The organism is Dermacoccus sp. PE3 (genome assembly GCF_001021715.1).
Taxonomy (GTDB): Bacteria; Actinomycetota; Actinomycetes; order Actinomycetales; family Dermatophilaceae; genus Dermacoccus; species Dermacoccus abyssi.
In genome coordinates this window covers 130,228-152,211 of sequence record NZ_LDCM01000002.1, presented here as the reverse complement: position 1 = coordinate 152,211, position 21,984 = coordinate 130,228, and the positions used below count along the sequence as shown (strand labels likewise).

The 21,984-nt window shown below is 68.2% G+C and carries 19 protein-coding genes and 2 riboswitches; of the genes, 8 read left to right on the top strand and 11 right to left on the bottom strand.

Annotation, left to right across the window (positions count from 1 at the left end; translation table 11 throughout):
• The 5 genes from AA983_RS15160 to AA983_RS06185 all read right to left on the bottom strand — a co-directional run bounded on the left by AA983_RS15160 (nt 1) and on the right by AA983_RS06185 (nt 7,837).
• The gene (locus AA983_RS15160) at nt 1-1,833 is read right to left on the bottom strand and encodes an ATP-binding cassette domain-containing protein (protein ID WP_082128759.1); all 1,833 of its coding nucleotides are present in this window, start codon (nt 1,831-1,833) and stop codon (nt 1-3) included.
• Nucleotides 1,830-2,747, bottom strand: a complete 918-nt coding sequence (locus tag AA983_RS06205; protein ID WP_082128758.1) for an ABC transporter permease — start codon at nt 2,745-2,747, stop codon at nt 1,830-1,832. The genes AA983_RS15160 and AA983_RS06205 overlap by 4 nt, the downstream gene beginning before the upstream one ends.
• A gap of 126 nt (nt 2,748-2,873) precedes the next feature.
• Nucleotides 2,874-4,007: an LLM class flavin-dependent oxidoreductase gene (locus tag AA983_RS06200; RefSeq protein WP_047311673.1), complete on the bottom strand. Its 1,134-nt coding sequence runs from the start codon at nt 4,005-4,007 to the stop codon at nt 2,874-2,876.
• Entirely contained in the window at nt 4,007-4,552 is a 546-nt protein-coding gene (locus AA983_RS15985) for a flavin reductase family protein (protein WP_225911324.1), read from the bottom strand. The genes AA983_RS06200 and AA983_RS15985 overlap by 1 nt, the downstream gene beginning before the upstream one ends.
• Nucleotides 4,553-4,826: 274 nt before the next feature.
• A riboswitch (SAM riboswitch) is annotated at nt 4,827-4,916 on the bottom strand.
• Nucleotides 4,917-5,101: 185 nt separating this feature from the next.
• On the bottom strand, nt 5,102-7,837 hold the full coding sequence (locus AA983_RS06185; RefSeq protein ID WP_047311391.1) for a DNA translocase FtsK: 2,736 nt from the start codon (nt 7,835-7,837) through the stop codon (nt 5,102-5,104).
• A gap of 389 nt (nt 7,838-8,226) precedes the next feature.
• Nucleotides 8,227-8,339, top strand: a riboswitch (SAM riboswitch).
• A 45-nt stretch (nt 8,340-8,384) separates the two neighbouring features.
• On the opposite strand from AA983_RS06185, the gene AA983_RS06175 reads away from it, so the two are divergent.
• Nucleotides 8,385-9,773, top strand: a complete 1,389-nt coding sequence (locus tag AA983_RS06175) for an aminotransferase class V-fold PLP-dependent enzyme (RefSeq protein WP_052946939.1) — start codon at nt 8,385-8,387, stop codon at nt 9,771-9,773.
• Nucleotides 9,774-10,180: 407 nt separating this feature from the next.
• Here the strand turns inward: AA983_RS06175 and AA983_RS06170 are convergent, their stop codons facing one another.
• Complete coding sequence (locus tag AA983_RS06170; RefSeq protein WP_047311389.1) at nt 10,181-11,863, bottom strand: ribonuclease J; 1,683 nt, start codon at nt 11,861-11,863, stop codon at nt 10,181-10,183.
• On the bottom strand, nt 11,860-12,747 hold the full coding sequence (gene dapA / locus AA983_RS06165; protein ID WP_047311388.1) for a 4-hydroxy-tetrahydrodipicolinate synthase: 888 nt from the start codon (nt 12,745-12,747) through the stop codon (nt 11,860-11,862). The genes AA983_RS06170 and dapA overlap by 4 nt, the downstream gene beginning before the upstream one ends.
• Before the next feature lie 110 nt (nt 12,748-12,857).
• Between dapA and AA983_RS06160 the strand changes: the two genes are divergently transcribed.
• From AA983_RS06160 to AA983_RS06145, 4 genes are all read left to right on the top strand, one after another.
• Nucleotides 12,858-13,652, top strand: a complete 795-nt coding sequence (locus AA983_RS06160) for a thymidylate synthase (protein WP_047311387.1) — start codon at nt 12,858-12,860, stop codon at nt 13,650-13,652.
• A 55-nt stretch (nt 13,653-13,707) separates the two neighbouring features.
• Nucleotides 13,708-14,190: a dihydrofolate reductase gene (locus AA983_RS06155; protein WP_047311386.1), complete on the top strand. Its 483-nt coding sequence runs from the start codon at nt 13,708-13,710 to the stop codon at nt 14,188-14,190.
• A gap of 101 nt (nt 14,191-14,291) precedes the next feature.
• On the top strand, nt 14,292-15,047 hold the full coding sequence (locus AA983_RS06150) for an AzlC family ABC transporter permease (protein ID WP_047311671.1): 756 nt from the start codon (nt 14,292-14,294) through the stop codon (nt 15,045-15,047).
• Nucleotides 15,044-15,349, top strand: a complete 306-nt coding sequence (locus tag AA983_RS06145; RefSeq protein WP_047311385.1) for an AzlD domain-containing protein — start codon at nt 15,044-15,046, stop codon at nt 15,347-15,349. The genes AA983_RS06150 and AA983_RS06145 overlap by 4 nt, the downstream gene beginning before the upstream one ends.
• 128 nt (nt 15,350-15,477) lie before the next feature.
• Here the strand turns inward: AA983_RS06145 and AA983_RS06140 are convergent, their stop codons facing one another.
• Together AA983_RS06140 and AA983_RS06135 are read right to left on the bottom strand one after the other, a co-directional pair.
• Nucleotides 15,478-16,641 (bottom strand): acyl-CoA desaturase, encoded by a 1,164-nt coding sequence (locus tag AA983_RS06140; protein ID WP_047311384.1) that lies wholly within the window; start codon nt 16,639-16,641, stop codon nt 15,478-15,480.
• Nucleotides 16,642-16,729: 88 nt separating this feature from the next.
• The gene (locus tag AA983_RS06135) at nt 16,730-17,848 is read right to left on the bottom strand and encodes a ferredoxin reductase (protein WP_047311383.1); all 1,119 of its coding nucleotides are present in this window, start codon (nt 17,846-17,848) and stop codon (nt 16,730-16,732) included.
• Between the two features lie 133 nt (nt 17,849-17,981).
• Between AA983_RS06135 and AA983_RS06130 the strand changes: the two genes are divergently transcribed.
• From AA983_RS06130 to AA983_RS06120, 3 genes are all read left to right on the top strand, one after another.
• On the top strand, nt 17,982-19,148 hold the full coding sequence (locus AA983_RS06130) for a CdaR family transcriptional regulator (RefSeq protein ID WP_047311670.1): 1,167 nt from the start codon (nt 17,982-17,984) through the stop codon (nt 19,146-19,148).
• Complete coding sequence (locus tag AA983_RS06125) at nt 19,145-19,882, top strand: hemolysin III family protein (protein WP_231579548.1); 738 nt, start codon at nt 19,145-19,147, stop codon at nt 19,880-19,882. Before AA983_RS06130 ends, AA983_RS06125 begins: the two co-directional genes overlap by 4 nt.
• Before the next feature lie 392 nt (nt 19,883-20,274).
• Nucleotides 20,275-20,670 (top strand): hypothetical protein, encoded by a 396-nt coding sequence (locus AA983_RS06120; RefSeq protein WP_156170252.1) that lies wholly within the window; start codon nt 20,275-20,277, stop codon nt 20,668-20,670.
• Between the two features lie 50 nt (nt 20,671-20,720).
• Here AA983_RS06120 and AA983_RS06115 read toward each other — a convergent pair whose 3' ends face one another.
• Entirely contained in the window at nt 20,721-21,365 is a 645-nt protein-coding gene (locus AA983_RS06115; protein WP_047311381.1) for a DedA family protein, read from the bottom strand.
• Between the two features lie 116 nt (nt 21,366-21,481).
• Nucleotides 21,482-21,949, bottom strand: coding sequence for an SRPBCC family protein (locus AA983_RS06110; protein ID WP_047311380.1), 468 nt, complete (start codon nt 21,947-21,949; stop codon nt 21,482-21,484).
• Nucleotides 21,950-21,984 lie beyond the last annotated feature (35 nt).

The window sequence follows — 21,984 nt, the reverse complement described above, 5'->3', positions numbered from 1 at the left end:
TCACCGCATCAGACCCGTTTCGACGATGTCGGTGAAATGGACCTTCTTCGGGATGACCTTGTCCTCGAACAACCGATCGGCGAGCGTCTGTTCGAGCCGGATGTCAGCTGCCGTGACCGGACGTTGATCGGTCTTCTTATGCGAGATCGCGGATCGGGTGACGGACAGCGGCAGCCGGGATTCCTGGGACCAGGCCCGGGCGTAGGCGTCGAGGTGTGTTGCTCCCCAGGCATAGGCCTTCTGCAGACGTCGAAGGTAATCGCGCAAGGCGGCCACCCGATCGGCGTCCCCGAGCGTATCGGTCGACGCGAGCGAAAAGTTCAGCCCAGCCTCGTCCGGGGGACCGCCTCCGATGGCCCGCGCCCCGCTGCGGAGCTGTTGGGTGACAAACGGCTCCCAGATGACCCACGCGTCCGCATCTCCGCGGGTGAAAGCGGCCGCACCGTCGGCCGGCGGAAGGTAGACAAAGGTGACCTCGGACGGTTTCACACCACCTCGGTGCAGGAAATTCAGAAGCAACCCGTGAGCCGAGCTGCCCTTGGGCACCGTGATCCGCTTGCCCCGCAGATCGGCGGCGGTGGACAAACCCGAGTGCTTCTTCACGAGGACGGATGAGTCGCGATGGTTCCGCAACGCGGTCGTTGCCACGATGCGGAATCCCGAGCCCGCCGCTGCTCCGAAGATTGGCGGGGTCGACCCGACTCCGCCGACGTCCACCTTGCCAGCCTGGAGAGCTTCGACGATGGCCATCCCGTAGGTGAACTGCGAGAACTCGATCGTGTACGGCGTGTCGTCGAGCTGGCCGGACGCGCGCAGCAGGGATCGTACTCCGTCGGTTTGGACGGCGACTCGGAGCGTGGCGCCACGCGCCGATCCGCCTTGTGCGACACGCACCGTCGCGGTGCGGGAAGCATCCGAGGGGCGGGTGAATCCCACCAGCGCCGACGCTCCCAGAAGACCCCCGGCCAAGACGCCACGCCGTGTCCAACTCGAACGGTCGCCCGCAGCCGAGGAGGAACTCCCCTGCGGCTGGGCCTGCGCGGTCAGAGCTCGAGCCTTGTCGAGATCCGCCGTCAGACCCGCGACGAGGGCGTTGACTTCCGCGTCCTCACGTCGCCTCGGACGGGGCAGGTCCACCGTGCGATCCGCAACCACTGTGCCCTCGTTGAGTACAACGACCCGATCGGCCAAGAGCACCGCTTCACGGACATCGTGCGTAACCATCACGACAGCCGGTCCGTGACGTTGCCAGAGGCGGACGACCAGATCCTGCGCCTCCTGACGCGTGAAGGCGTCCAGGGCACTAAACGGTTCGTCGAGGAGCAGGAGGTCGGGTGCGGTGACGAGTGCCCGCGCAAGAGCGACACGTTGTCGTTGTCCACCCGACAGGGCACGCGGCCAGGCGCGGGCCCTGTCGCCGAGCCCCACCTCTGCGAGCGTCTGCGTGATCCTCGCGTCCAGTTCCGCCCCGTTGACACCCATACTTTGTGCGCCTAGCCGCACGTTCGCAGCGACGTCCTCCCACGGCAACAACCGCGCGTCCTGGAACACGACGGACACACGCTCGCTCGTGCCCACCGCCCCAGAGACCTCGCCGCGATCGAGACCGGCCAGGAGGCGCAGCAGGGTCGACTTGCCCGCGCCCGACCGTCCCAGGACCGCAACGAACTGCCCGGCGGGGATGTCGAGGTCGAGGTCATCAAGGACGACGTTGTCCCCGAATCGCCTCGAGACGGACTCGAGATGGACGGCAAGGCCCTTTCGGCCGTCCAGTCCCGGGGACGTCCACCGATCGGTGGGCCCACCAGGGTGCTTCGACTGGTTGTCGCTCATTGTGACGTTCCTTCCGTTCGCCACCGCAGGGCGCGGCGTTCCGCCACCCGGACGGCGGCGTCCGTGATGAGCCCGAGGGCGGCGTAGGTGAGCAGGCCCACGACGATGGTGTCGGTCTGCATGAAGTCGCGGGCGTTGTTGATCATGAAGCCGAGTCCGGCCGTCGCGCTCATCTGCTCTGCAACGATGAGGGCCAACCAAGCGAAGGCGAGAGCTTGCCGGACGCCCACCAGGGTTCCGGGCAGGGCACCGGGAATAATGACGTGCCTAAAGCGCTGCCACGCCGTGAGGTCCAGCGCGTCGGCGAGCTCGTACAGATCGGAGTCGATGGATCGAAGCGCACCTACCGCGTTGAGGTACAACGGCACGCACACCCCGAGCGCCACCAGGAGGATCTTCGGCGCTTCCCCGATCCCGAACCAGACGATGAACAACGGAACCAGCCCCAGCAGGGGCAGAGTCCTGAGCATCTGCATCGGCGGATCGATAATCGCCTCACCGGTACGCGTCAGGCCCACCGGGAGCGCTGCACCCAAGGCAATGAGCGACCCCAGTGCGAATCCGAACCCGGCACGCTGCACCGAGACGCTGAGGGCAGTTGTGAGCGTGCCGTCGGAGATCAGCGACCCCAGCGTTGAGAGGACCCGGGATGGCGGTGCGAGAACGTCCTGCGGCAACCAACCGATGACACTCACGGATTGCCACACCGCGATGATTGCCAGCGGGCTCAGAGCCCGCACCTCCCAACTCGGCGGCTCGTGATCACTGCGGATGAGATTCCGCCGCCTCCTACGGCGCGCGTTGGAGCCAGCGCTGCCTAAGCGCACTCGGGCAGGCAAGGTGTCGTCGGCCGATCCCGGCGAAGCAACAGCTGCCGCCGTCGACGCCCGAGCTGTGCTGCTCGTCACGTTCATGAGTCACTCCTCATAGGTTTTCATTATGATTTGTCAAACATTTGCTTATGCAATTGCGGAAAGAATGCCGGCCAGGTCAGTGGCCACGACCTGGCCGGTGCAAACCCTCGAATTCGAGAAAGATCCTCAGCTCACGGCTCGGTCGTGCGAATGCTCTTCCGCCGGGACCGCCTCCACCCGTGGGCGCACCCCCTCACCGAACCAGTAGGCCTCCTCCAGGCACGGGTATCCGGACAACACGAAATCGTCAAAGCCGACGTCGCGGTACTGCCGAATCAGGTCTGCGACCTCAGCATGTGAACCGACCAGCGACGTTCCGGCTCCACCGCGCACCAGCCCCACGCCAGCCCAGAGCCCGGGGTAGATCTCCAAATCGGCAGTGGTCCCTCCGTTCAGCGCGAGCATGCGCCGCTGCCCTTCGGATTCCGACCGACGCAGCGCGTCCTGCTGACGTTCGATGAGTTCCGCGGGGATGCGCTTGAGTAGCCCTTCCGCGACCGCCCAGGCCTCGGCGGATGTGTCTCGGGAGATCGTGTGCAACCGAATACCGAATCGCACAGTGCGGCCCTGCCGGGCGGCCAGTTCGCGGACTCGGTCGATCTTCTCCTTGGCCTGTGCCGGCGGCTCCCCCCAGGTGAGGTACACGTCGGCGTGGCGGGCCGCGATCTCGAGTGCGGCTGGCGAAGATCCGCCGAAGAAGACCTCGGGACGCGGGGTCGGCGTCCGCGAGAGTCGCGCTTGTTCCACCACCAGGTGTTCGCCGCGATAGTCGAACGAATCCTCGCAATCCCACAACCGACTCACGACGTCGAGGAACTCTCCGGTCCGCGCATATCGGGCGTCCTTGCCGAGGAAGTCGCCGAACGCCCGCTGCTCGGACGATTCTCCCCCGGTGACGATGTTGACGTGGAGTCGACCGTCAGTGATGGTCTGGAAGGTGGTGGCCATTTGCGCTGCCAGAGTCGGCGAGACGGACCCTGGGCGGAAGGCGACGAGAAACTTCAGCCGCTCAGTGTGCTGGGAAAGCGCAGCGGCCATGAGCCAGGAGTCCTGGCACCACAGACCCGTTGGCGTCAGGACGGATTCGAAACCGTTGGCCTCCGCCGCCTGTGCCACCTGACGCAGGTAGCCCGCGGACGGTTCACGGGTTCGATCAGTGCCCTCGACCGCGGCCCCATGACCTCCAGAGACAATTCCACGCGAGTCGCCGGAGGTCGGTAGGAACCAGTGGAAGGTCGGCTGGTTCGTGGACGTGCTCATCATCGGACTCCGTTCGTCGTTCGTGACACTGAGGGCGAGACGCTGTGATGCGCTCCGTTGTGGTGGGCAAGCGGACCGCGATCTGCGACGTGCTCGGCGCTATCCACCTCGGCGACGATGAGGCAGCTGTCTCCCGCCTCATGGGCATCACGGACCGTGGCTGTCAATCGAGCTGCGACGTCCGTGAGTCGCGGCAGACCGGTCCTGTCCCACGACCAGAGACCGTCGTCCTGAAACCGGGCCTCACGCGGGCCGGCGAATCGGGTCATGAGCTGCCCTTGGTTCTCGTCGAGAAGGTGGAGGGCGACACGTCCGGTTCGCACGATTGAAGCCAGCGAGTGAGACGTGCGACTGATGTTGAAGGACACGAGGGGTGGGTCGACCGAAACCGAGTGGACAGACAAAGCGGTCAAGCCGACCGGCCCTGCCTCCCCGGCAGTCGTGATGACCCAGACGCTCGAGACCGCGCGGCGAAACACGGGACGAAGATCGGGCTTCACCACCGAGACAACGATCTCGGTGTGAGGTGGTGCTGTGGGCAACATGAAACTCATCTCTTGATCAGTGAGCGGGGAAGGGCGTCTAGCGCGCGTACGACGTACCGGGTCACATCGACAATCGGTGATCCGACCGGACGGCATCTCGGGCATGGGCGGGCTACGACCCGAGAGTCGAAAGTCGCGAGGGTCGCGCCCACGGAGGCGTTGAGATCGTCGTGCGTTCTTCAGCGACATGCACTGACGCGACGGCGCATCAAATCAACCGTCCGACGTCGGCAGGCACGAAAAGACGAAACGCGGTGTTCCGACATGAGAATCAACTCCATCGCTTCTGGCGTGAGCACCGTTCCGCGAGGGTCGGTTGCTGCGGCGTCGACGAGCCAGATCTCTCGGCCGCTCTGGATGGGATGAATGCAGTCAACTGGCTGGTCGCGCCACCCACAAGCAGAATCCACATACTGGGACACGACACCTGTATCGCAACTACCACCTCGGACGCCACACGGGACCGTCCGGGACACAAAAGTCCCTGCATCCCGATGATCCGGGATGCAGGGACTCCTCCATCAGGCTGGCGCCGCCGACCTGGCGACCTCAGCGACCGTGCTGCGTCAGCTCCCAGGCGTCCTCACTACCGTCACCGCCGTCGTGCCCGTCGTAGTACTGCTCCCCCTGGGCGGGGATCGCGTCCTGTGACTGGGCCACAAGGTCGACGGGGCCGTCGCCAGCACCGTCCGGCTCCGGCACGTCCTCGCCCTTGAGGAGGGCCAGCGTCGTCGGCAGATCCTCGGGTTTGACGAGGACGTCGCGCGCCTTCGACCCCTCGGACGGGCCGACGATGGCTCGCGATTCGAGCAGATCCATGAGGCGACCGGCCTTGGCGAAGCCGACGCGCAGCTTGCGCTGCAGCATCGAGGTCGAACCGAACTGCGTCGTGATGACGAGCTCGGCCGCCTGCAGCAAGACGTCGAGGTCGTCACCGATGTCCTCGTCGATCTCCTTCTTGGGCGCCGTCTGCTGAACGTCCTCGCGGTAGTTGGGCGCGAGCTGAGCCTTGACGTGCGCGACGACGCCGTGGATCTCCGACTCGTTGACCCACGCGCCCTGCACACGCATCGGCTTGCTCGTGCCCATCGGGAGGAAGAGCGCGTCACCCTGACCGAGGAGCTTCTCGGCGCCGGGCTGGTCGAGCACGACGCGGCTATCGGCGAGCGACGAAGTCGCGAACGCCAGACGCGACGGCACGTTGGCCTTGATGATGCCGGTGACGACATCGACCGACGGGCGCTGCGTCGCGAGGATGAGGTGGATACCGGCGGCACGCGCGAGCTGCGTGATGCGCTGGATCGAGGCCTCGACGTCACGCGGCGCGACGAGCATGAGGTCCGCCAACTCGTCGACGACGACGAGGAGGTACGGGTACGGCGCGAGCTTGCGCTTGCTGTCCGGCGGGAGGGTCACCTTGCCCGCACGCACGGCCTTGTTGAACTCGTCGATGTGCTTGTAGCCGAACGCGGCGAGGTCGTCGTAGCGCGCGTCCATCTCGCGCACGACCCACTCGAGAGCCTCGGCGGCCTTCTTCGGGTTCGTGATGATCGGCGTGATGAGGTGCGGGATGCCCTCGTACGCCGTCAGCTCGACGCGCTTGGGGTCGACGAGCACCATGCGCACCTCTTCGGGCGTGGCCCGCATGAGGAGTGAGGTGATCATCGAGTTGACGAAGCTCGACTTACCGGCACCGGTGGCACCGGCGACGAGCATGTGCGGCATCTTCGCGAGGTTGGCCACGACGTAGCCACCCTCGACGTCCTTACCGACACCCATGACCATCGGGTGGTGATTGTTGCGGGCCGCCTGGCTGCGCAGCACGTCACCGAGGCTGACAAGTTCCTTGTCGGCGTTCGGGATCTCGATACCGATGGCCTTCTTGCCCGGGATGGGCGACAGGATGCGCACGTCGGCGCTGGCCACGGCGTAGGCGATGTTCTTGCTCAGACCCGTGACGCGGTCAACCTTCACGCCGGGGCCGAGCTCGACCTCGTAACGCGTGACCGTCGGGCCGCGGGTGAAACCGGAGACAACGGCGTCGATGCCGAACTGGTCGAGCACCTCGGTGAGCGCGTCGACGACGCGGTCGTTCGCGGCCGAACGCTCCTTGGGCGGCGTGCCCTCCTCGAGGAGGGTCGACTCGGGCAGCGTGTACGTGATGTCGCCGGCGAGGGCGAGCTGCTCGACGCGCTGTGGGAGCTGCTCCGTCGGCTGAGCCTCGACCTGACGTTGAGGCACCTCGGCGGCCGGGCGCTGCGCCGTCTCCTGGCGGGCTGCGGCGGCCTTGGGCGATTCGCCCGGACGCTGCTTGGAGCCACCGGCCGTCTCGACGGTGGCGGTGTCGGCCTCGTCCGTGGTGGCCGGGCGTGACGTGGTCGCACGCGAGCCGCGGGCCCGAGCCAGGGCTGCCGCGCCGGCCGACGTGGCGCGCTCGCCCTCGTCGGCGGAGCCGTCCGCCGGGTCGCCGCCTTCGATCGTGTCGATGTCGTAGATCTGCTGCTCGCCGCGCTGACGACCGAGGGTCTTGCGCGAGCCACGCCCGCGACCGCGCGGACCGCGGCCGACGACCTCTGCTGCCTGCTCGTACGGCTCGTCGCCGTGGTGCACGTCGGCGGCGCGGCGGGGTGCTCCGCCGCGCGCACGGTTGCCGATGTCGGCGCCGTGCAGGTCGTCGGCGACGGCGTCGCGCTGGGCGTAGTCGCGCTCCTCGGTCGGAGCGTGACCGCCGAAGATCGTGGCCTCAACCTCACGCAGACGCTGAGGGATGCGGTTGACCGGCGTGCGCGTCAGCACGAGGAAACCGAAGAACGACACGAGGCCGAGGATGACGCCGGCGCCCCAGAGCGTCAGGCCTGCGGCCAGCGGGCCACCGGAGATGACGCCGAGCACTCCGCCGGCGTCACGCACGGCGTCGACGTCACCCGCGGCCGGGCGTCCGCCGACGAGGTGAGCGATACCGGTGGAGCCGAGGGCGAGGATGCCGAGACCGATCGACATGCGGTGGGTGGGCTGGTGGCCGCGCGGGTGGCGGAACATGTGCAGACCCATGCCGATGAACACGACAGGCAGGACGTAGGCGATGACACCGAACGTTCCCGCGGCGACGGCGTGGACGATGTCACCGAACATGCCGGGCAGGTTCCACCACTCGCGCGCCGCGACAACGATGCCGAGGGCGAGGAGGAAGAAGCCGATGCCGTCGCGACGGTGCTCCGGCTCGAGTTCGGCGGCGCTGGCGCCGACACGACGCACGGCGCCTCCGGCGACGTGGGAAACCCCCATCCAGGCGCCACGAGCGGCACGGCTGGAGGCCGACGGGCCCTGCTGAGCCGAGCTCGAACCGCGCCCCTTGCCGGGCGCGCTCTTGGAGGGCGCCTGCTTGCGGGGCGCGTTCTTCGCCGGGGTGGTGCGGGCGCGCGAGGAGGTGGTGCTCCGACTGTTCGGGGCACTCTTCTTCGCTACGAGAACGCTGTCGTTCGGGGGTGTTTTCCGTGTCGCCACCCGGCCAGATTACGGGAGAAGGCGCGCAGTTCTTCGGCCCCACGCCGGGGACCTCGCGACGATCTGGCGGCCCCGAGGGGCGGCGTGAACAGCGAGTCGCATCTCACCATCCGGGCGACCTCGGGCACATTCGTGGACGGTTCGAGGAGTCGCGTGTCACGGTGTTGCCTGGTCACGAGTTCCAGCGCACAGCCCCGGCTTGCTGGACGGCAACCCTCCACCGCGGTGGGGTGCTCCGGGTGACGACCTGGCTGCGTGCGACCGCACGCAGCAAGTGCGGGTTCGCGACGCTTCTCGTCGGGCGGACCCCTGACGAAGGAGTCTCCTCATGAGTTCTGTCCTTTCGACGCTCGCTGCGACCCGTCAGCCGAAGTCGTTGCCCGCTTCCCTCTCTGCTGTTCGGGCGAGCGCCCGGGCCACCCCTGCAACCGTCTCGGACGGCGTCGGTGTGCCGACCTTGCACCACACGGTTGTCGAGTTCGCGAACCTCGATCACGGTGCCACTGCTCCGGCCCTCGTGGGCGTTGCCGAGGCTGCGGAGCGCATCCTGCGCACCTACGGCTCGGTTCATCGCGGGGCGGGGTACGCCTCGCGTCTGACGACCGGCTGGTTCGAGGAGGCGCGTTCGGAGGTGGCGCACTTCGTCGGTCTCGGCGAGGACAGCCACGTCGTCTTCACGCGCAACACCACGGATGCGCTGGCTCTGCTCGCCCACGTCCTGCCCGACAACGCTCAGGTCTTCGTCTTCGAATCCGTGCACCACGCGGCGCTCCTCCCCTGGCCCGCCGAGCGCACGACGCGACTGTCGGTGCCGTCCTCCCCCGAGGCTGCGATCGCCACCGTCGACGCCGCGCTCTCCCGCTTCCGCGCGACGTCGGATGCGCCCGCGCTCGTCGTCATCACGGGCGCGTGCAACGTGACCGGGGAGATCTGGCCGATCGGTGAACTGGCCGCCGTCGCGCGCTCCCACGGGGCACGGTCGGTCGTCGATGCGGCGCAGCTGGCTCCGCACCGCGTCATCGACGTCGCCGCGTGGGGCGTCGACTACGTCGCGTTCTCGGGTCACAAGATGTATGCCCCGTACGGCGCCGGCGTTCTCGCGGGTCGCGCAGACTGGCTTGATGCAGCCGATCCGTACCTTCCGGCCGGCGGTGCGAGCAAGCGGGTGACAACGGACGACGTCGTGTGGTCCGAGGGCCCGGCACGGCACGAGGGCGGCACGCCGAACGCCGTCGGCGCTATCGCTCTCGCGGCGGCCGCGGCGAAGCTGCGCGCTCACCGTCACGCGATCGAGAACCACGAGCACCGCGTTCACGGCATCATCCGCGACGGCTTGAGCGCGCTGCCAGGTGTGGAGATTCTTCACGTGCTCGGCTCCGACGAGGAGCCTGTCGACGGTGTCGGCGTCACGACGTTCACGGTCGACGGGTACGATCCGACGCTCGTGGCTCAGGTGCTCGCGGACGAGCACGGCATTGCGGTGCGCGACGGCCGCTTCTGTGCGCATCTGTTGTGTGACAAGCGGCTCGGCAAGGGCGCTACGGCGGTGCGCGCCTCTATCGGCCTCGCGACGACGGTGGAGCATGCGCACCGTCTCGTCGCGGCGGTGCGTGCGCTCGTGGAGCGCGGGCCGGCGTTCGAGTACGTGCACACGCCGGGCATCGGCTGGGCACCGGTGGGTGACGAGCGGGATCTGAGCGAGCCCCGCCCCTGGTGACGGACGGCTCGGGCCGCCGGTTCTGGGGACCGGCGGCCCGAGTCATTCGCAATGGCCTTGCCCGGAGGGTGCCCGGAAGGAGTGCCGAGAAGGGCACCAACACGCCCGGTTGCCCGGGCCCGCGTCCGACCGTCAAGTGACTACCCAGACGCCGCCATGGCTTGGCGGGCGGAAATTGCGCCGACCACGGGCTGGTGACAGCCATACGAAAGCTGCCCACCCCGAGAAGTGGACGGCCGTGTGTCGCACCGAGACAGGCCCGCCAGGGCCTGGCCGGAAGGCGCACCGAACAATGCAGCGGTGTGGTTTCACGCGCAGGGAAGGCCGAGCTTGCGAGGCCCAACCCTGCGCGCGAACACCACACCGCGACCGATTGTTCTGAACGCTCCGCCGGCGCGAAGTGCCGGCTACGCGTTCAGAACAATCGGAATGATCATCGGCCGGCGGCGCAGCTTGCCGCCGACGAAGCCGCCGACGGTGCGGCGGATGACCTGCTGGAGCTGGTGGGTGTCGGTGATGCCCTTGCCGCGGGCGTCGGCGAGCGCCTGTTCGATCTTGGGGCGGATGCGTTCGAACACCTCGTCGCCTTCGGCGAATCCGCGGGTGCGGATGTCGGGGCCGGCGACGATCTCTCCGGTGGAGGCGTTGCGGACGACGGTGATGGTGATGAAGCCTTCGTCGCGCAGGACGCGGCGGTCCTTGAGCATGTCTTCGTCGGTGGTGCCGACGAGGGAGCCGTCGACGTAGACGTAACCGACGGGCACGGCGCCGGTGATGGCGGCCTTGCCGTCGACGAGGTCGACGACGACGCCGTTCTCGGCGAGGAGCACCTGCTCGGCGGGCACTCCGGTGGCTGCGGCGAGCTTGCCGTTGGCCACGAGGTGGCGCCATTCGCCGTGGATCGGCATGACGTTCTTCGGCTTGACGATGTTGTAGCAGTAGAGCAACTCGCCGGCGGAGGCGTGACCGGAGACGTGCACCATGGCGTTGCCCTTGTGCACGACGTTGGCGCCGAGGCGCATGAGGCCGTTGATGAGGCCGTAGACGGCGTTCTCGTTGCCGGGGATGAGCGAACTGGCCATGAGGATGGTGTCGCCGGGGCCGACGTCGATGCGGTGGTCGCGGTTGGCCATGCGGGCGAGGGCGGCCATGGGCTCACCCTGGGAGCCGGTGCAGATGAGAACGACCTTGTCGTCCTCGAGCTGGTCGAGCTTCTTGACGTCGACGAGCACGTTGTCGGGCACCTTGAGGTAGCCGAGGTCGGCGGCGATCGTCATGTTGCGCACCATGGAGCGGCCGACCATGGCGACCTTACGGCCGTACAGTTCGGCGGCGTCGAGCACCTGCTGGACGCGGTGCACGTGCGAGGAGAAGCAGGCCACGATGATGCGGCGCTCGGCGCGCTCGAAGACGCGCTCGATGGCGGGCGTGATGTCCTTCTCCGGCGTGGTGAAGCCGGGCACCTCGGCGTTCGTCGAGTCCGTGAGGAACAGGTCGACGCCCTCCTCACCGAGGCGGGCGAAGGCGCGCAGGTCGGTGATGCGCCCGTCGAGCGGCAGCTGGTCCATCTTGAAGTCGCCGGTGCCGAGGATCGTTCCGCCGCCGGTGCGCACGAAGACGGCCAGGGCGTCGGGGATGGAGTGGTTGACGGCGACGAACTCGCAGTCGAACGGGCCGATCTGCTCGCGCTGACCTTCCTTGACCGCCATCGTGTACGGGCGGATGCGGTGCTCCTTGAGCTTCGCCTCGATGAGCGCGAGGGTCAGCGTCGAGCCGATGAGCGGGATGTCGCTCTTCATGCGCAGCAGGTACGGCACGGCGCCGATGTGGTCCTCGTGGCCGTGCGTGAGCACGATGGCCTCGATGTCGTCGAGGCGATCCTTGATGTACTCGAAGTCCGGGAGGATGAGGTCGACGCCGGGGTGGTCCTCGGGGAAGAGCACGCCGCAGTCGATGATGAGCAGTCGACCCTCGTACTCGACGACGGTCATGTTGCGCCCGACCTCGCCGAGGCCTCCGAGGGCGACGACGCGGACGCCGTTCTTGGCCAGGGCGGGCGGTGCGCTCAGTTCGAGTGCGGTGTCGTTCACGAAAGTCCCGATTCGCTCAGGCCTTCGCGCAGGCGCGCACGCATGTCGTCCGTGGCGGGCAGCAGCGGAAGGCGGATGAAGTCACTGTCGATGACACCCTTGTCGGCCATGGCGGCCTTGGCCATGATGGCGCCCTGCGAGGTGTTCATCAGGGCGTCGATGGCCGGGATGAGCCGGGTGTGCAGCTCACGGGCGCGGGTCATGTCGCCGGCGTCCACGGCGTCGATCATGGCGCGGAACTCGTTACCGGCGACGTGTCCGACGACGGAGACGAGACCGACGGCGCCGAGACTGAGCCAGATGAGGTTGGAGACGTCGTCACCGGAGTACCAGAGCAGGTCGGTCTCGTTCATGAGCTTGGTCGCCTCGAAGAAGTCGCCCTTGGCGTCCTTCACGGCGAGCATCTGGTCGATCTTGGCCAGTTGACGGATCGTGTCGCTCGCGAGCGGCGTGCCCGTGCGGCCCGGAATGTCGTACGCCATCGCGGGCAGATCGGTGGCACCGACAACGGCTTTGAAGTGTTCGACGATGCCGGCCTGCGTCGGCTTGTTGTAGTACGGAGTCACGACGAGCACGGCGTCGGCGCCGACGGCCGCGAGCGCCTTGGCCGCGCGCACCGAGTGTGCGGTGTCGTTCGTTCCGACGCCTGCGGTGACGGCGCAGCGGTCGCCGACGGCGTCGACGACGACGCGGACGGTCTCGACGTTCTCCTCGTCCGTGGTCGTCGCGGACTCACCGGTGGTGCCGTTGACGACGAGGCCGTCGTGTCCGTTGTCGACGAGGTGGTTCGCGAGGCGAGCCACACCCTCGTAGTCGATGGAGCCGTCAGGTTTCATCGGTGTGACCATGGCCGTGACCATGCGTCCGAAAGGTGTCGTCGTCATGCGCCCCAGGCTAATGCACGGCCTCCGGCTGTGGCCCGAAGCCTCGCGCGAGGCGGTCCGGCACTCGACACGGGCACGGCTGTGTGGGGGCAGCGCCGTACAGTGGCCGGGTGCAGCAGTATCTCGACCTCCTCACGCGCATCCTCGACGAAGGCGCCGTCAAGGGCGATCGCACCGGTACCGGCACCCGCAGCGTGTTCGGCCACCAGATGCGCTTCGATCTGTCGCAGGGCTTTCCCGTCACCACGACGAAGAAGCTTCACCTGCGTTCGGTCTTCGGTGAACTTCTGTGGTTCCTGCGCGGTGACACCAACGTCGGCTGGCTGCACGAACGCGGCATCTCGATCTGGGACGAGTGGGCCGACGAGTTCGGCGACCTCGGCCCGATCTACGGCCACCAGTGGCGCAGCTGGCCCACCCCGGACGGCCGGCAGGTCGACCAGTTGGCGCAGGTCGTCGAGGCGATCAGGACGAACCCGAACAGCCGTCGCCACATCGTCTCCGCGTGGAACGTCGCCGACGTCGACGACATGGCCCTGCCGCCGTGCCACACGATGTTCCAGTTCTACGTCGCCGACGGGAAGCTCTCGTGCGGCCTCTACCAGCGCAGCGCCGACGTGTTCCTCGGGGTGCCGTTCAACATCGCGAGCTACGCGCTGCTCACGCACATGGTGGCGCAGGTGACCGACCTCGAGGTCGGCGACTTCGTCCACACCCTCGGCGACGCGCACCTGTACTCCAACCACCTCGAGCAGGCGCAGCTGCAACTGACGCGCACGCCGAAGCCGCTGCCGCGCCTCGTGCTCAACCCCGAGATTCGCGACATCGACGGCTTCGACCTCGACGACATCCGCCTCGAGGGCTACGAGGCCGAGCCCACGATCAAGGCACCGATCGCGGTCTGACCGCACCGAAACACCCCTCGCCGGCTCCCGACCCGGCGCGTTCGAAGGAACCGACATGAGCCACCTGACATCCATCGCCGCCGTCGCGCGCAACGGCGTCATCGGCGCCGACGGAGACATGGTCTGGAACATTCCGGAGGACTTCAAACACTTCAAGCGCACGACGATGGGGCACCCGATGATCATGGGGCGCACCACGTTCGAGGGCATGGGTGCGTTGCCCGGCCGCCGCTCGATCGTCGTCACGCGCAACCCGGAGTACGCACCGAACCTCACCAAGGGCGACGACGTCGTCGTCGTGCACTCGCTCGACGAGGCGCTCGAGGAGGTCGCCGGCGAGGACGCCTTCGTCGTCGGTGGCGCACAGATCTACGAGGCCGCGATGGACGAGGTGACACACCTGCTCATCAGCGAGATCCCCCTCGAGCCCGAGGGCGATGCCCACTTCCCCACCATCGACCCGAAGCATTGGCGCGAGAGCGACCGCGACCCGCGCGATGGCTTCACCGTCGTCACGTACGAACGGCGCGAAGCATGACGCCCGACGAGCGGCGCGACGAGGTCGAGCCGGCCGTGGGTCATGGGGAACACGGCCACGGACAACACGGCAATGGACAACACGGCGGTGGGCAACACGACGTGGACGGCCGACACGACGGCCCCGTGGACGCGCTCCACGAGGACGAGGGTGCGGTCAAGAAGGACTCGATCTCACTGGCCGTCGCCACCGGCGTCTACGGCATCAGCTTCGGGGCTCTCGCCATCGCGGCGGGCCTCAACACGTGGCAGGCGATGGCGCTGTCGCTCCTGCTCTTCTCGGGCGGTTCGCAGTTCGCCGTCGTCGGAGTTCTCGGTGCCGGCGGCACGGGCGCATCCGCCGTCGCGACCTCGACGCTCCTCGGTGTGCGCAACTCCATCTACGGCCTGCAGCTGAACGCGATCCTGCGCCCCCGCGGTCTCAAGCGTGTCGTCGCTGCGCAATTGACAATCGACGAATCCGCCGCCATGGCCGTCGGTCGCCCGACGGCGAAGCTGTCGGGCATCGGTTTCTGGTGGACCGGCTTCGGCGTGTACCTGCTCTGGAACTTCATGACGTTCGTCGGCACCATCGCGGGCAACGCCATGGGCGATCCGAAGAAGTACGGCCTCGACGCCGCAGCGGTCGGTGCGTTCCTCGCCCTGCTGTGGCCGCGCCTCGGCACGCTCCAGGGCAAGCTGACGGCCGGGCTCGCGGCCGTCATCGCCCTCGGCCTCTCCCCCGTCACCCAGGCCGGCCTGCCGGTGCTCGCCACCGTCGTCGCGGCCATCGCGGTCGGCCTGTGGTGGTCGACACGCACGGACGAGGTGCCGACGCTGCCGAGTGACGACGCCACCGAGGAAGGGGCGGGCGCATGAGCACCTGGGCCACCGTTCTGCTCGCGAGCGGCCTGTCGTTCGTCCTCAAGTTCATCGGCTACCTCGTGCCGCCGAAGTACCTCGAAGGCAAGAAGACGTCGAACGTCGTCGCCCTGTTCCCCGTCGCGTTGCTGACGGGACTCGTGTGCGTTCAGGCGTTCGTCGGTGACCACGGCAAGCTGGTGCTCGACGCTCGCGCCGCCGCCGCGCTCGCCGCGGTCGTCGCGCTCCTGTTGCGCGCGCCGTTCATCGTCGTCGTCCTCGTGGCCGCCGCGACGGCCGCGCTCATCCGCTTGATCTGACCCGTCGACCGGCCCGGTCACGAACGGGCCCGGCGACGGAACGACACAACGAACGAACCCGGCCTCCCCCCAAGGAGGGAAGGCCGGGTTCTTTCTTCGGCGTCACCGCTGACGGGAGTCGACAGGCGTCAGGCCGCCTTCGGCTGCACCTGGCGCTGCACGAGGTCGGTGACGTTCTGCGGCTTGCGCTCGAGCTTCGCGGCGAAGTCGTTGGGCAGCGACAGACGGATGATCGTCCACCACGCCGAGGCGACCTGGCGCGGCAGCGAACCCGTGACGTACGACAGGCCGTAGCGCTCGCAGATGTCCTGTACGTCCTTGCTGATCTCCTCGTAGCGGTTGCTCGGCAGATCCGGGAACAGATGGTGCTCGATCTGGTAGCTCAGGTTGCCCGTGGCCACGTGCATCGCCTTCGAGCCCGAGATGTTCGCCGAGCCGAGCATCTGACGCAGGTACCAGTCGCCGCGGCTCTCGCCGACGATCGACTTCTTCGTGAAGGTCTCGACGCCGCTCGGGAAGTGACCGCACATGATGACGGAGTGCGTCCACAGGTTGCGCGTGAGGTTGGCGATGAAGTTGGCCTTGATCGTCTGCTTGCCCGAACCGGTGAGCGCCGCGAGGAGCGGGTGGGCGACGTAGTCCTTCGTGAACTGCTCGCGGATCTTGTGCAGCACCTTGCGGCTGTCACGCTGGAAGACGGCCTTGTCCTTGCGGCCCTTGAGGTACTTGCCGAGCTCGAGGTCGTACGCGGCGATGCCGTACTCGAAGAAGCACGCGTTGATGAAGTTCCACGCCGGCTGGCCGAGGTAGAACGGCACCCACTTCTGGTCCTCGTCGACGCGCATGATGCCGTAGCCGAGGTCGTTGTCGCGGCCGATGACGTTCGTGTACGTGTGGTGCAGTTCGTTGTGCGAGTGCTTCCACAGGTCCGACGGCGACGCGTTGTCCCACTCCCACGTCGAGGAGTGGATCTTCGGGTCGCGCATCCAGTCCCACTGGCCGTGCATGACGTTGTGGCCGATCTCCATGTTCTCGAGGATCTTCGCGGCGGCCAGGCCGACCGTGCCGACGACGAACACCGGCTTCTTCTTGGAGAACAGCAGCAGGGCGCGCGAGCCCATCTCGAGGTAGCGCTGGCCCTTGATCACGCCGCGGATGTACGCGGCGTCCTTCGCGCCCCGGCTCTCGACGATGCGGGCGCGCACGGCATCCAGCTCCTCGCCGAGGCGCTCGATGTCGCTGCGCGTGAGGTGTGCGACCGGGTTGACGTCCTTCTTCTGCATCGCGGTCATCGTGCGTCCTTTCGTCGGGGTGACGTGTGAGTCGTGAGGGTTCGGTGGGCGCCGGGGCGGTTGTCGCTCGCGTGGTGGGGTGTGGGGTTCATCGCCCGATCTCGCAAGCCCCGGCGACGCTGGAGATGCAGGTCTGCACCATGACGCCGTCGCCTTCGCTTCCCGAGGTGATCTCGCCGGTGCGCAGATCGCGCACGTTTCCCGAGCGCAGGGGCAGCACGCAGCCGTAACAGATGCCCATGCGGCAGCCGGAGGGCACGAGGGCCCCGGCGGCCTCGGCGGCGTCGAGGATGGCGGTGTCGCCGGCGACGTCGAGTTCGAGCGTGTTCGAACCGTCGTGGAGGGTGAGCGCGCCGCCCTCGCCGGGCTCGGCCAGTTCGACGGTGAACTCCTCGGTGTGCAGGTGATCGGCGACGCCGTTGAGGTCGGCGTACTCCCGCAACGCGCGCAGCATGCCCGCAGGTCCGCACGCGTAGGTGATGCGATCGCGCCAGTCGGGCACGAGGTCGTCGAGCTCGCGCGGCTCGAGTCGCCCCTCGGCCTGGGTGTGACGCTCGACGAGGCGAATGCGGCCCGTCGCGTCGAGCGAGCGCAGTTCGTCGGCGAAGATGACGTCCTCGGGGTGGGCCGCCGAGTGCAGGACGACGATGTCGTGCGCGCTCTCGGCGTGCTCGGTGTCGGCGGCGAACGCCTCCTCGGCGTCGATGCGGTGACGCAGCATGCCCATGACGGGCGTGATGCCGGAGCCCCCGGTGACGAAGAGAACTGGCTCGGCGCCGCCGTTCCAGGTGAAGGCGCCGTCGGCCTGCTCCATCTGGACGATCTGACCGGGACGCAGGCTCTCCTGCAGGTGCGCGCTCACGACCCCGCCGGTGAGGGCCTTCACCGTGATGGAGATGTTCCCGTCGCCGCGCGGGCCGGAGGTGACGGAGTAGGCGCGCCACAGGCGCACGCCGTCGATGTCGACGCCGATACGGATGTACTGGCCCGGGCGGTGCCCGAGCCAACCGCGGCCGGGCTGGAGCGTCACGGTGCTGGCGTCGGCCGTCTCGGGCGTGACGTCGACGACGCGGGCGCGCAGATACCGGCGCGAGCGAAGCGGGTCGACGAGGTCGACGTAGTCCTCGGGCACGAGAGGCGTCGTGAGGGCGCGCACCGCACGCCAGGCGAGGCGGGTTGCCGAGCCCGCCGGAGAGGTTCGTGCCACGCTCGGCAGCGAGGTCGTCCGAGTGGGCGAAAGCGAGGTTACGGCCATATCGACAGTTTATCTAGCCCTATCGGCGTAATTCTTGGCTCGGACCCGACGTGTTTCTCGAGGTATTTGTTCGTAGAGTGTGAACATGCCGATTCTCACCGACCGCACCCTGGCCGAGCTTCGGGCGTCCCTGCCCGAGACGGCGAGCGCCTGCGTCGAGGCGATCGTCGAGGAGGTTCCCGGTTACGACCGCGCCTTCGATCCTGCGTTACGCAGCAACATCGAGCGCGCCGTCGAACAGGCCCTCTCGGGGTTCGTCGCCACCCAGATCGAGGGCGACCGCGCGACCTCCCGTTCCACCCTCGACGGCGCCTACCGGCTGGGACAGGGAGAGGCGGCGAGCGGTCGCTCCACGGACGCTCTGCTCGCCGCCTACCGCGTGGGTGCTCGTGTCGCGTGGGCTCAGTTCGCCGGCAGCGCCGTGGCCGCCGAGGAGCCGGCGGCGAACGTCGCGGCCCTCGCCGAGAAGACCTTCGCCTTCATCGACGAGTTGTCCGCCCAGAGCCTCGCCGGTCACACGGCGGCCCTCACCGCCCGCACCCGTGAACTGGCCCGTCGCCGGGATCAGCTGACGGCGGCCCTCGTCGCGGGCGAGGCCCGCCCGGCCCTCGAGCACCTCGCCGAATCGGCCCGGTGGAAGGCGCCCGAAACGCTCACCGCCCTCGTCGTCGACGGCGAACCGCGCACGGCGCTCGCCACGGCCCTCGGCGAGCGCGCCCTGTGGTCTCCCGTTGCCGACGGTCCCACCGTCGTGCTCGTCCCCGGCGTGCGAAGCAACGCTCGGAACGGCCTTCTCCAGCGCTGCGTCGGTACGCCCGCCGCTCTGGGGCCGACCGTGGCGTGGACCGACGCCGGCGAATCAGTCCGTCAGGCACTGCGCGCGCTGCGTTTCGCGAGCGCCGATGACGGCGCCGACTGCGACGAGCTGTTGCCCGAACTCGCTCTGGACTCAGCGCCTCTCGTTGCCACCCGACTTCGCGAACGTGCTGTGGCTCCCCTCGAGGACCTCTCCCCCGCCAAACGGGAGGTGCTCGCCGAGACGCTGCTCGCCTGGCTCCTGCACCAGGGCCGTCGTGACGAGGTCGCCGGCCGCCTGCATGTCCACCCGCAGACGGTGCGCTACCGCATGAACACGGTGCGCGAACTGTACGGCGACGCCCTCACCGACCCGCGGCGCGTGCTCGAACTGACGCTCGGTCTCCTCGTCGAGGCACGCACCGAACCCACCTCTGACACGAAGGACGAACGATGACCACCGAACGTCGGCGCACGCCGCTCGGCGACTCGCTGCGCCAGCATGCCGGTGAGATGCCTCCCGTCTCGCACGAAGGCGTCGACGCGGACGTCGTGCGCGTGGCCAAGCCGCTGCTGCGCGGGTGGTTCCACCTCGTCCTCGCGCCGATCTGCCTCGTGGGGTGTCTCGCGCTCGCGATCCTCGCGCCGACGACGGCCGGGCGCGTAGGCGCCCTCGTCCTCGGAGCGACGGGAACACAGCTGTTCGCCACGTCGGCGCTCTACCACCGCAGGTACTGGAGCCCGCGCGCCGACGCGGTCCTGCGTCGCATCGACCACTCGAACATCTACCTCATCATCGCGGGCACGTACACGCCGTTCGCTCTCGTCCTGTTGCGCGGCAACCAGCGGTTGTCGCTCCTGCTCATCGTGTGGATCGGTGCCGTTGCCGGCGTCCTGTTCCGAACGTTCTGGGTCGGCGCGCCGCGCTGGCTCTACACCCCGATCTACGTCGCCCTCGGCTGGGTCGCCGTCTTCTACGCCGCCCCGCTGCACGCCGCGGGCGGCACCGCCGTCATGACGCTCATCGCCGTGGGAGGCATCCTCTACACCATCGGCGCCGTCGTCTACGGGTTCAAGAAGCCCGACCCGTGGCCCACGGTGTTCGGCTTCCACGAGATCTTCCACGCGTGCACGGTGGCCGCGTTCGTCGTCCACTTCGTCGCGGCGTGCCTCGTCGTGTTGCGGGCCTGACGAGGCCGGAGTCAGATCGGTTTGTCGTGGCACGAATGTCAACCATGTCGTCGTTCTGCTCGTTAGCGTGACGACTCTCACTCCCAGGCTCACCCCGGAGGTCCACTCATGCCGATCGAACGTACATCTGACCTCGCGCCTCCTGCTCAACTCGAGCTGGGCTGGCGCCTCGCGGCTGCCTGCTCAGCCGCTGCGTTCGGACCGGACGAGCCAACGCGCGCCGAACGGCACGGGTGGTTCTACGACGATGGGGGCGGCACCTCGGCCCGCATGATCCTCGTCGACGGTGGTCGAGCCGTGCTTCTCGGGTGGGATCGCGACTTCACGCGCACGACCGACGAGGGCATTGACGTCCTCGAGACAGCCCCGGTTGGGTGCGTCGCTCCGCGAGCGTGGCTGCTTTCCCGCAGCCCGGGGTCGGATTCGTTGCCTGGTTCGAGGGCGGCCGGTGGCGCGCGCACGAGCACGCTGCCGAGCACGGCATGGCGGATTGGGCGGGGAACACCGCGTTCGGCACGACGCAGGGACGCCGTGAACTCATCGATGACTTCCTCGACAGTGCCGCAATGGACCATCTTGAGGATGACGACCCCCGTGAGGAAGCGCGGGCGGACGACGCGACGATTGCCCGCGTCCTCGATGAGGGTTACCTCCCCAGCCGCGAGGCGCTGCTCGCCATGATGGTGTTCGAGGAATGCGACCTCGACGCGGCGGCCGCGGCGATTCGCGCGTTCGGCGATGTCACGCCCGTGTCACTCGACGAGGAGGCGCCCACCTCACAGGACTGAGCGTCTCGCCACCTCGGTGGTGACCGGGCCGCCATCAGCGGCACCTCGCGTCACCCCCATGCCCCGGCCGACGAGGGCTCCTTCTCGTCCTGCGACCTCTCCGAGCGCTTTTCGGCGTGGTGGCGGCGCCATTCGAGCAGCCCGGCCAGAACGATCGCGATGCCCATGCCGGTGGCGATGCCCGCGATCGGGTTGTCCTCGAACGCGTGCCCGCCGATGTAGCCGATGACGGTGCCGTGCACGGCCCACACGAGCGTCGCGAGAAGGTCGTACGGCGTGAACGAGCGCAGGGGGTAGCCGGTCGCGCCGAGCGAGAGCGTCGCGACGCAGCGGCCACCGGGGATGAAGCGCACGACGAGCAGCGCCCACGAACCGCGTTGGTGGAGCACGCCTCTCACGCGTTCGACGGTGCGTCGGCGTTTCGGCTTCTTCTCGAGCCACGACGTGCCGAGCAGGTGCCCGAGCCCGTAGGACAGGTGATCACCGAGGCACGCACCGAGTGCGGAGACGAGAACGACGAGGACGACGTTGGGCCCGTGCGGATCCGACGCGGCGTACACCCCGGCAAGGATGAGTGGCGCCTCGCTGGGGAAGACCGGAACGAGCGCGTCAACGGCGCACAGACCGAACAGTGCCGCATACACCCACCACGAGGTCATGAGGTGCTCAAGCGGCCCCAGGATCGCGTCGGTCATTGCCCGAACCTAGGAGGTCGACATGACGGGCACCTGACCCGAGGGTGAACGGTGGCACCTCACCCGGCGACGGCCCGCCGCGGGCCACGCCTCAAGGTGGACAGGGCCAGCGAGTCCTAGCGCGCGGAGCCCGCCTCGACGATGTCCTTGATCCGCGGGAGCGTCGCGCCGATGCCCTCGCGCGCGGCAAGGCGACGTTTCTCGGCTTGGGCCCGGGCGTCGTCACCGAAACGTTCGGCGAACGTGCGCTCGCTCTGTTCGGTGAACGTCGTCGAGTGCGTGAGGCGCGTGCCATCACCCTCGCGCTCCATGCGGTAGCTCCAGCGCACCTCGGCGGGCACGACGTCCCAGGCGAACTCGACGCCGGGCTCGGCCACCGCGACCTGCGAGGTCGTCGTCCACTCGCGCTCGGGCGTTTCGTTGTGGCCGGTGAAGCGTGCGCCGACGTCGCGGGCGTCGTTCTCCCATTCGACACGGCGGCACTGCTCGCTCCACTCACCGGTGCGTGTGACGTCGCTGATGACGGCGTACACCGCCTCGGGCGTGGCGTCGATGCGGATGTCGTCGGAGAGTTCGTACGTCATGGGACGAGCCTAGGGTACCGGTGCGGGTTCCAGGC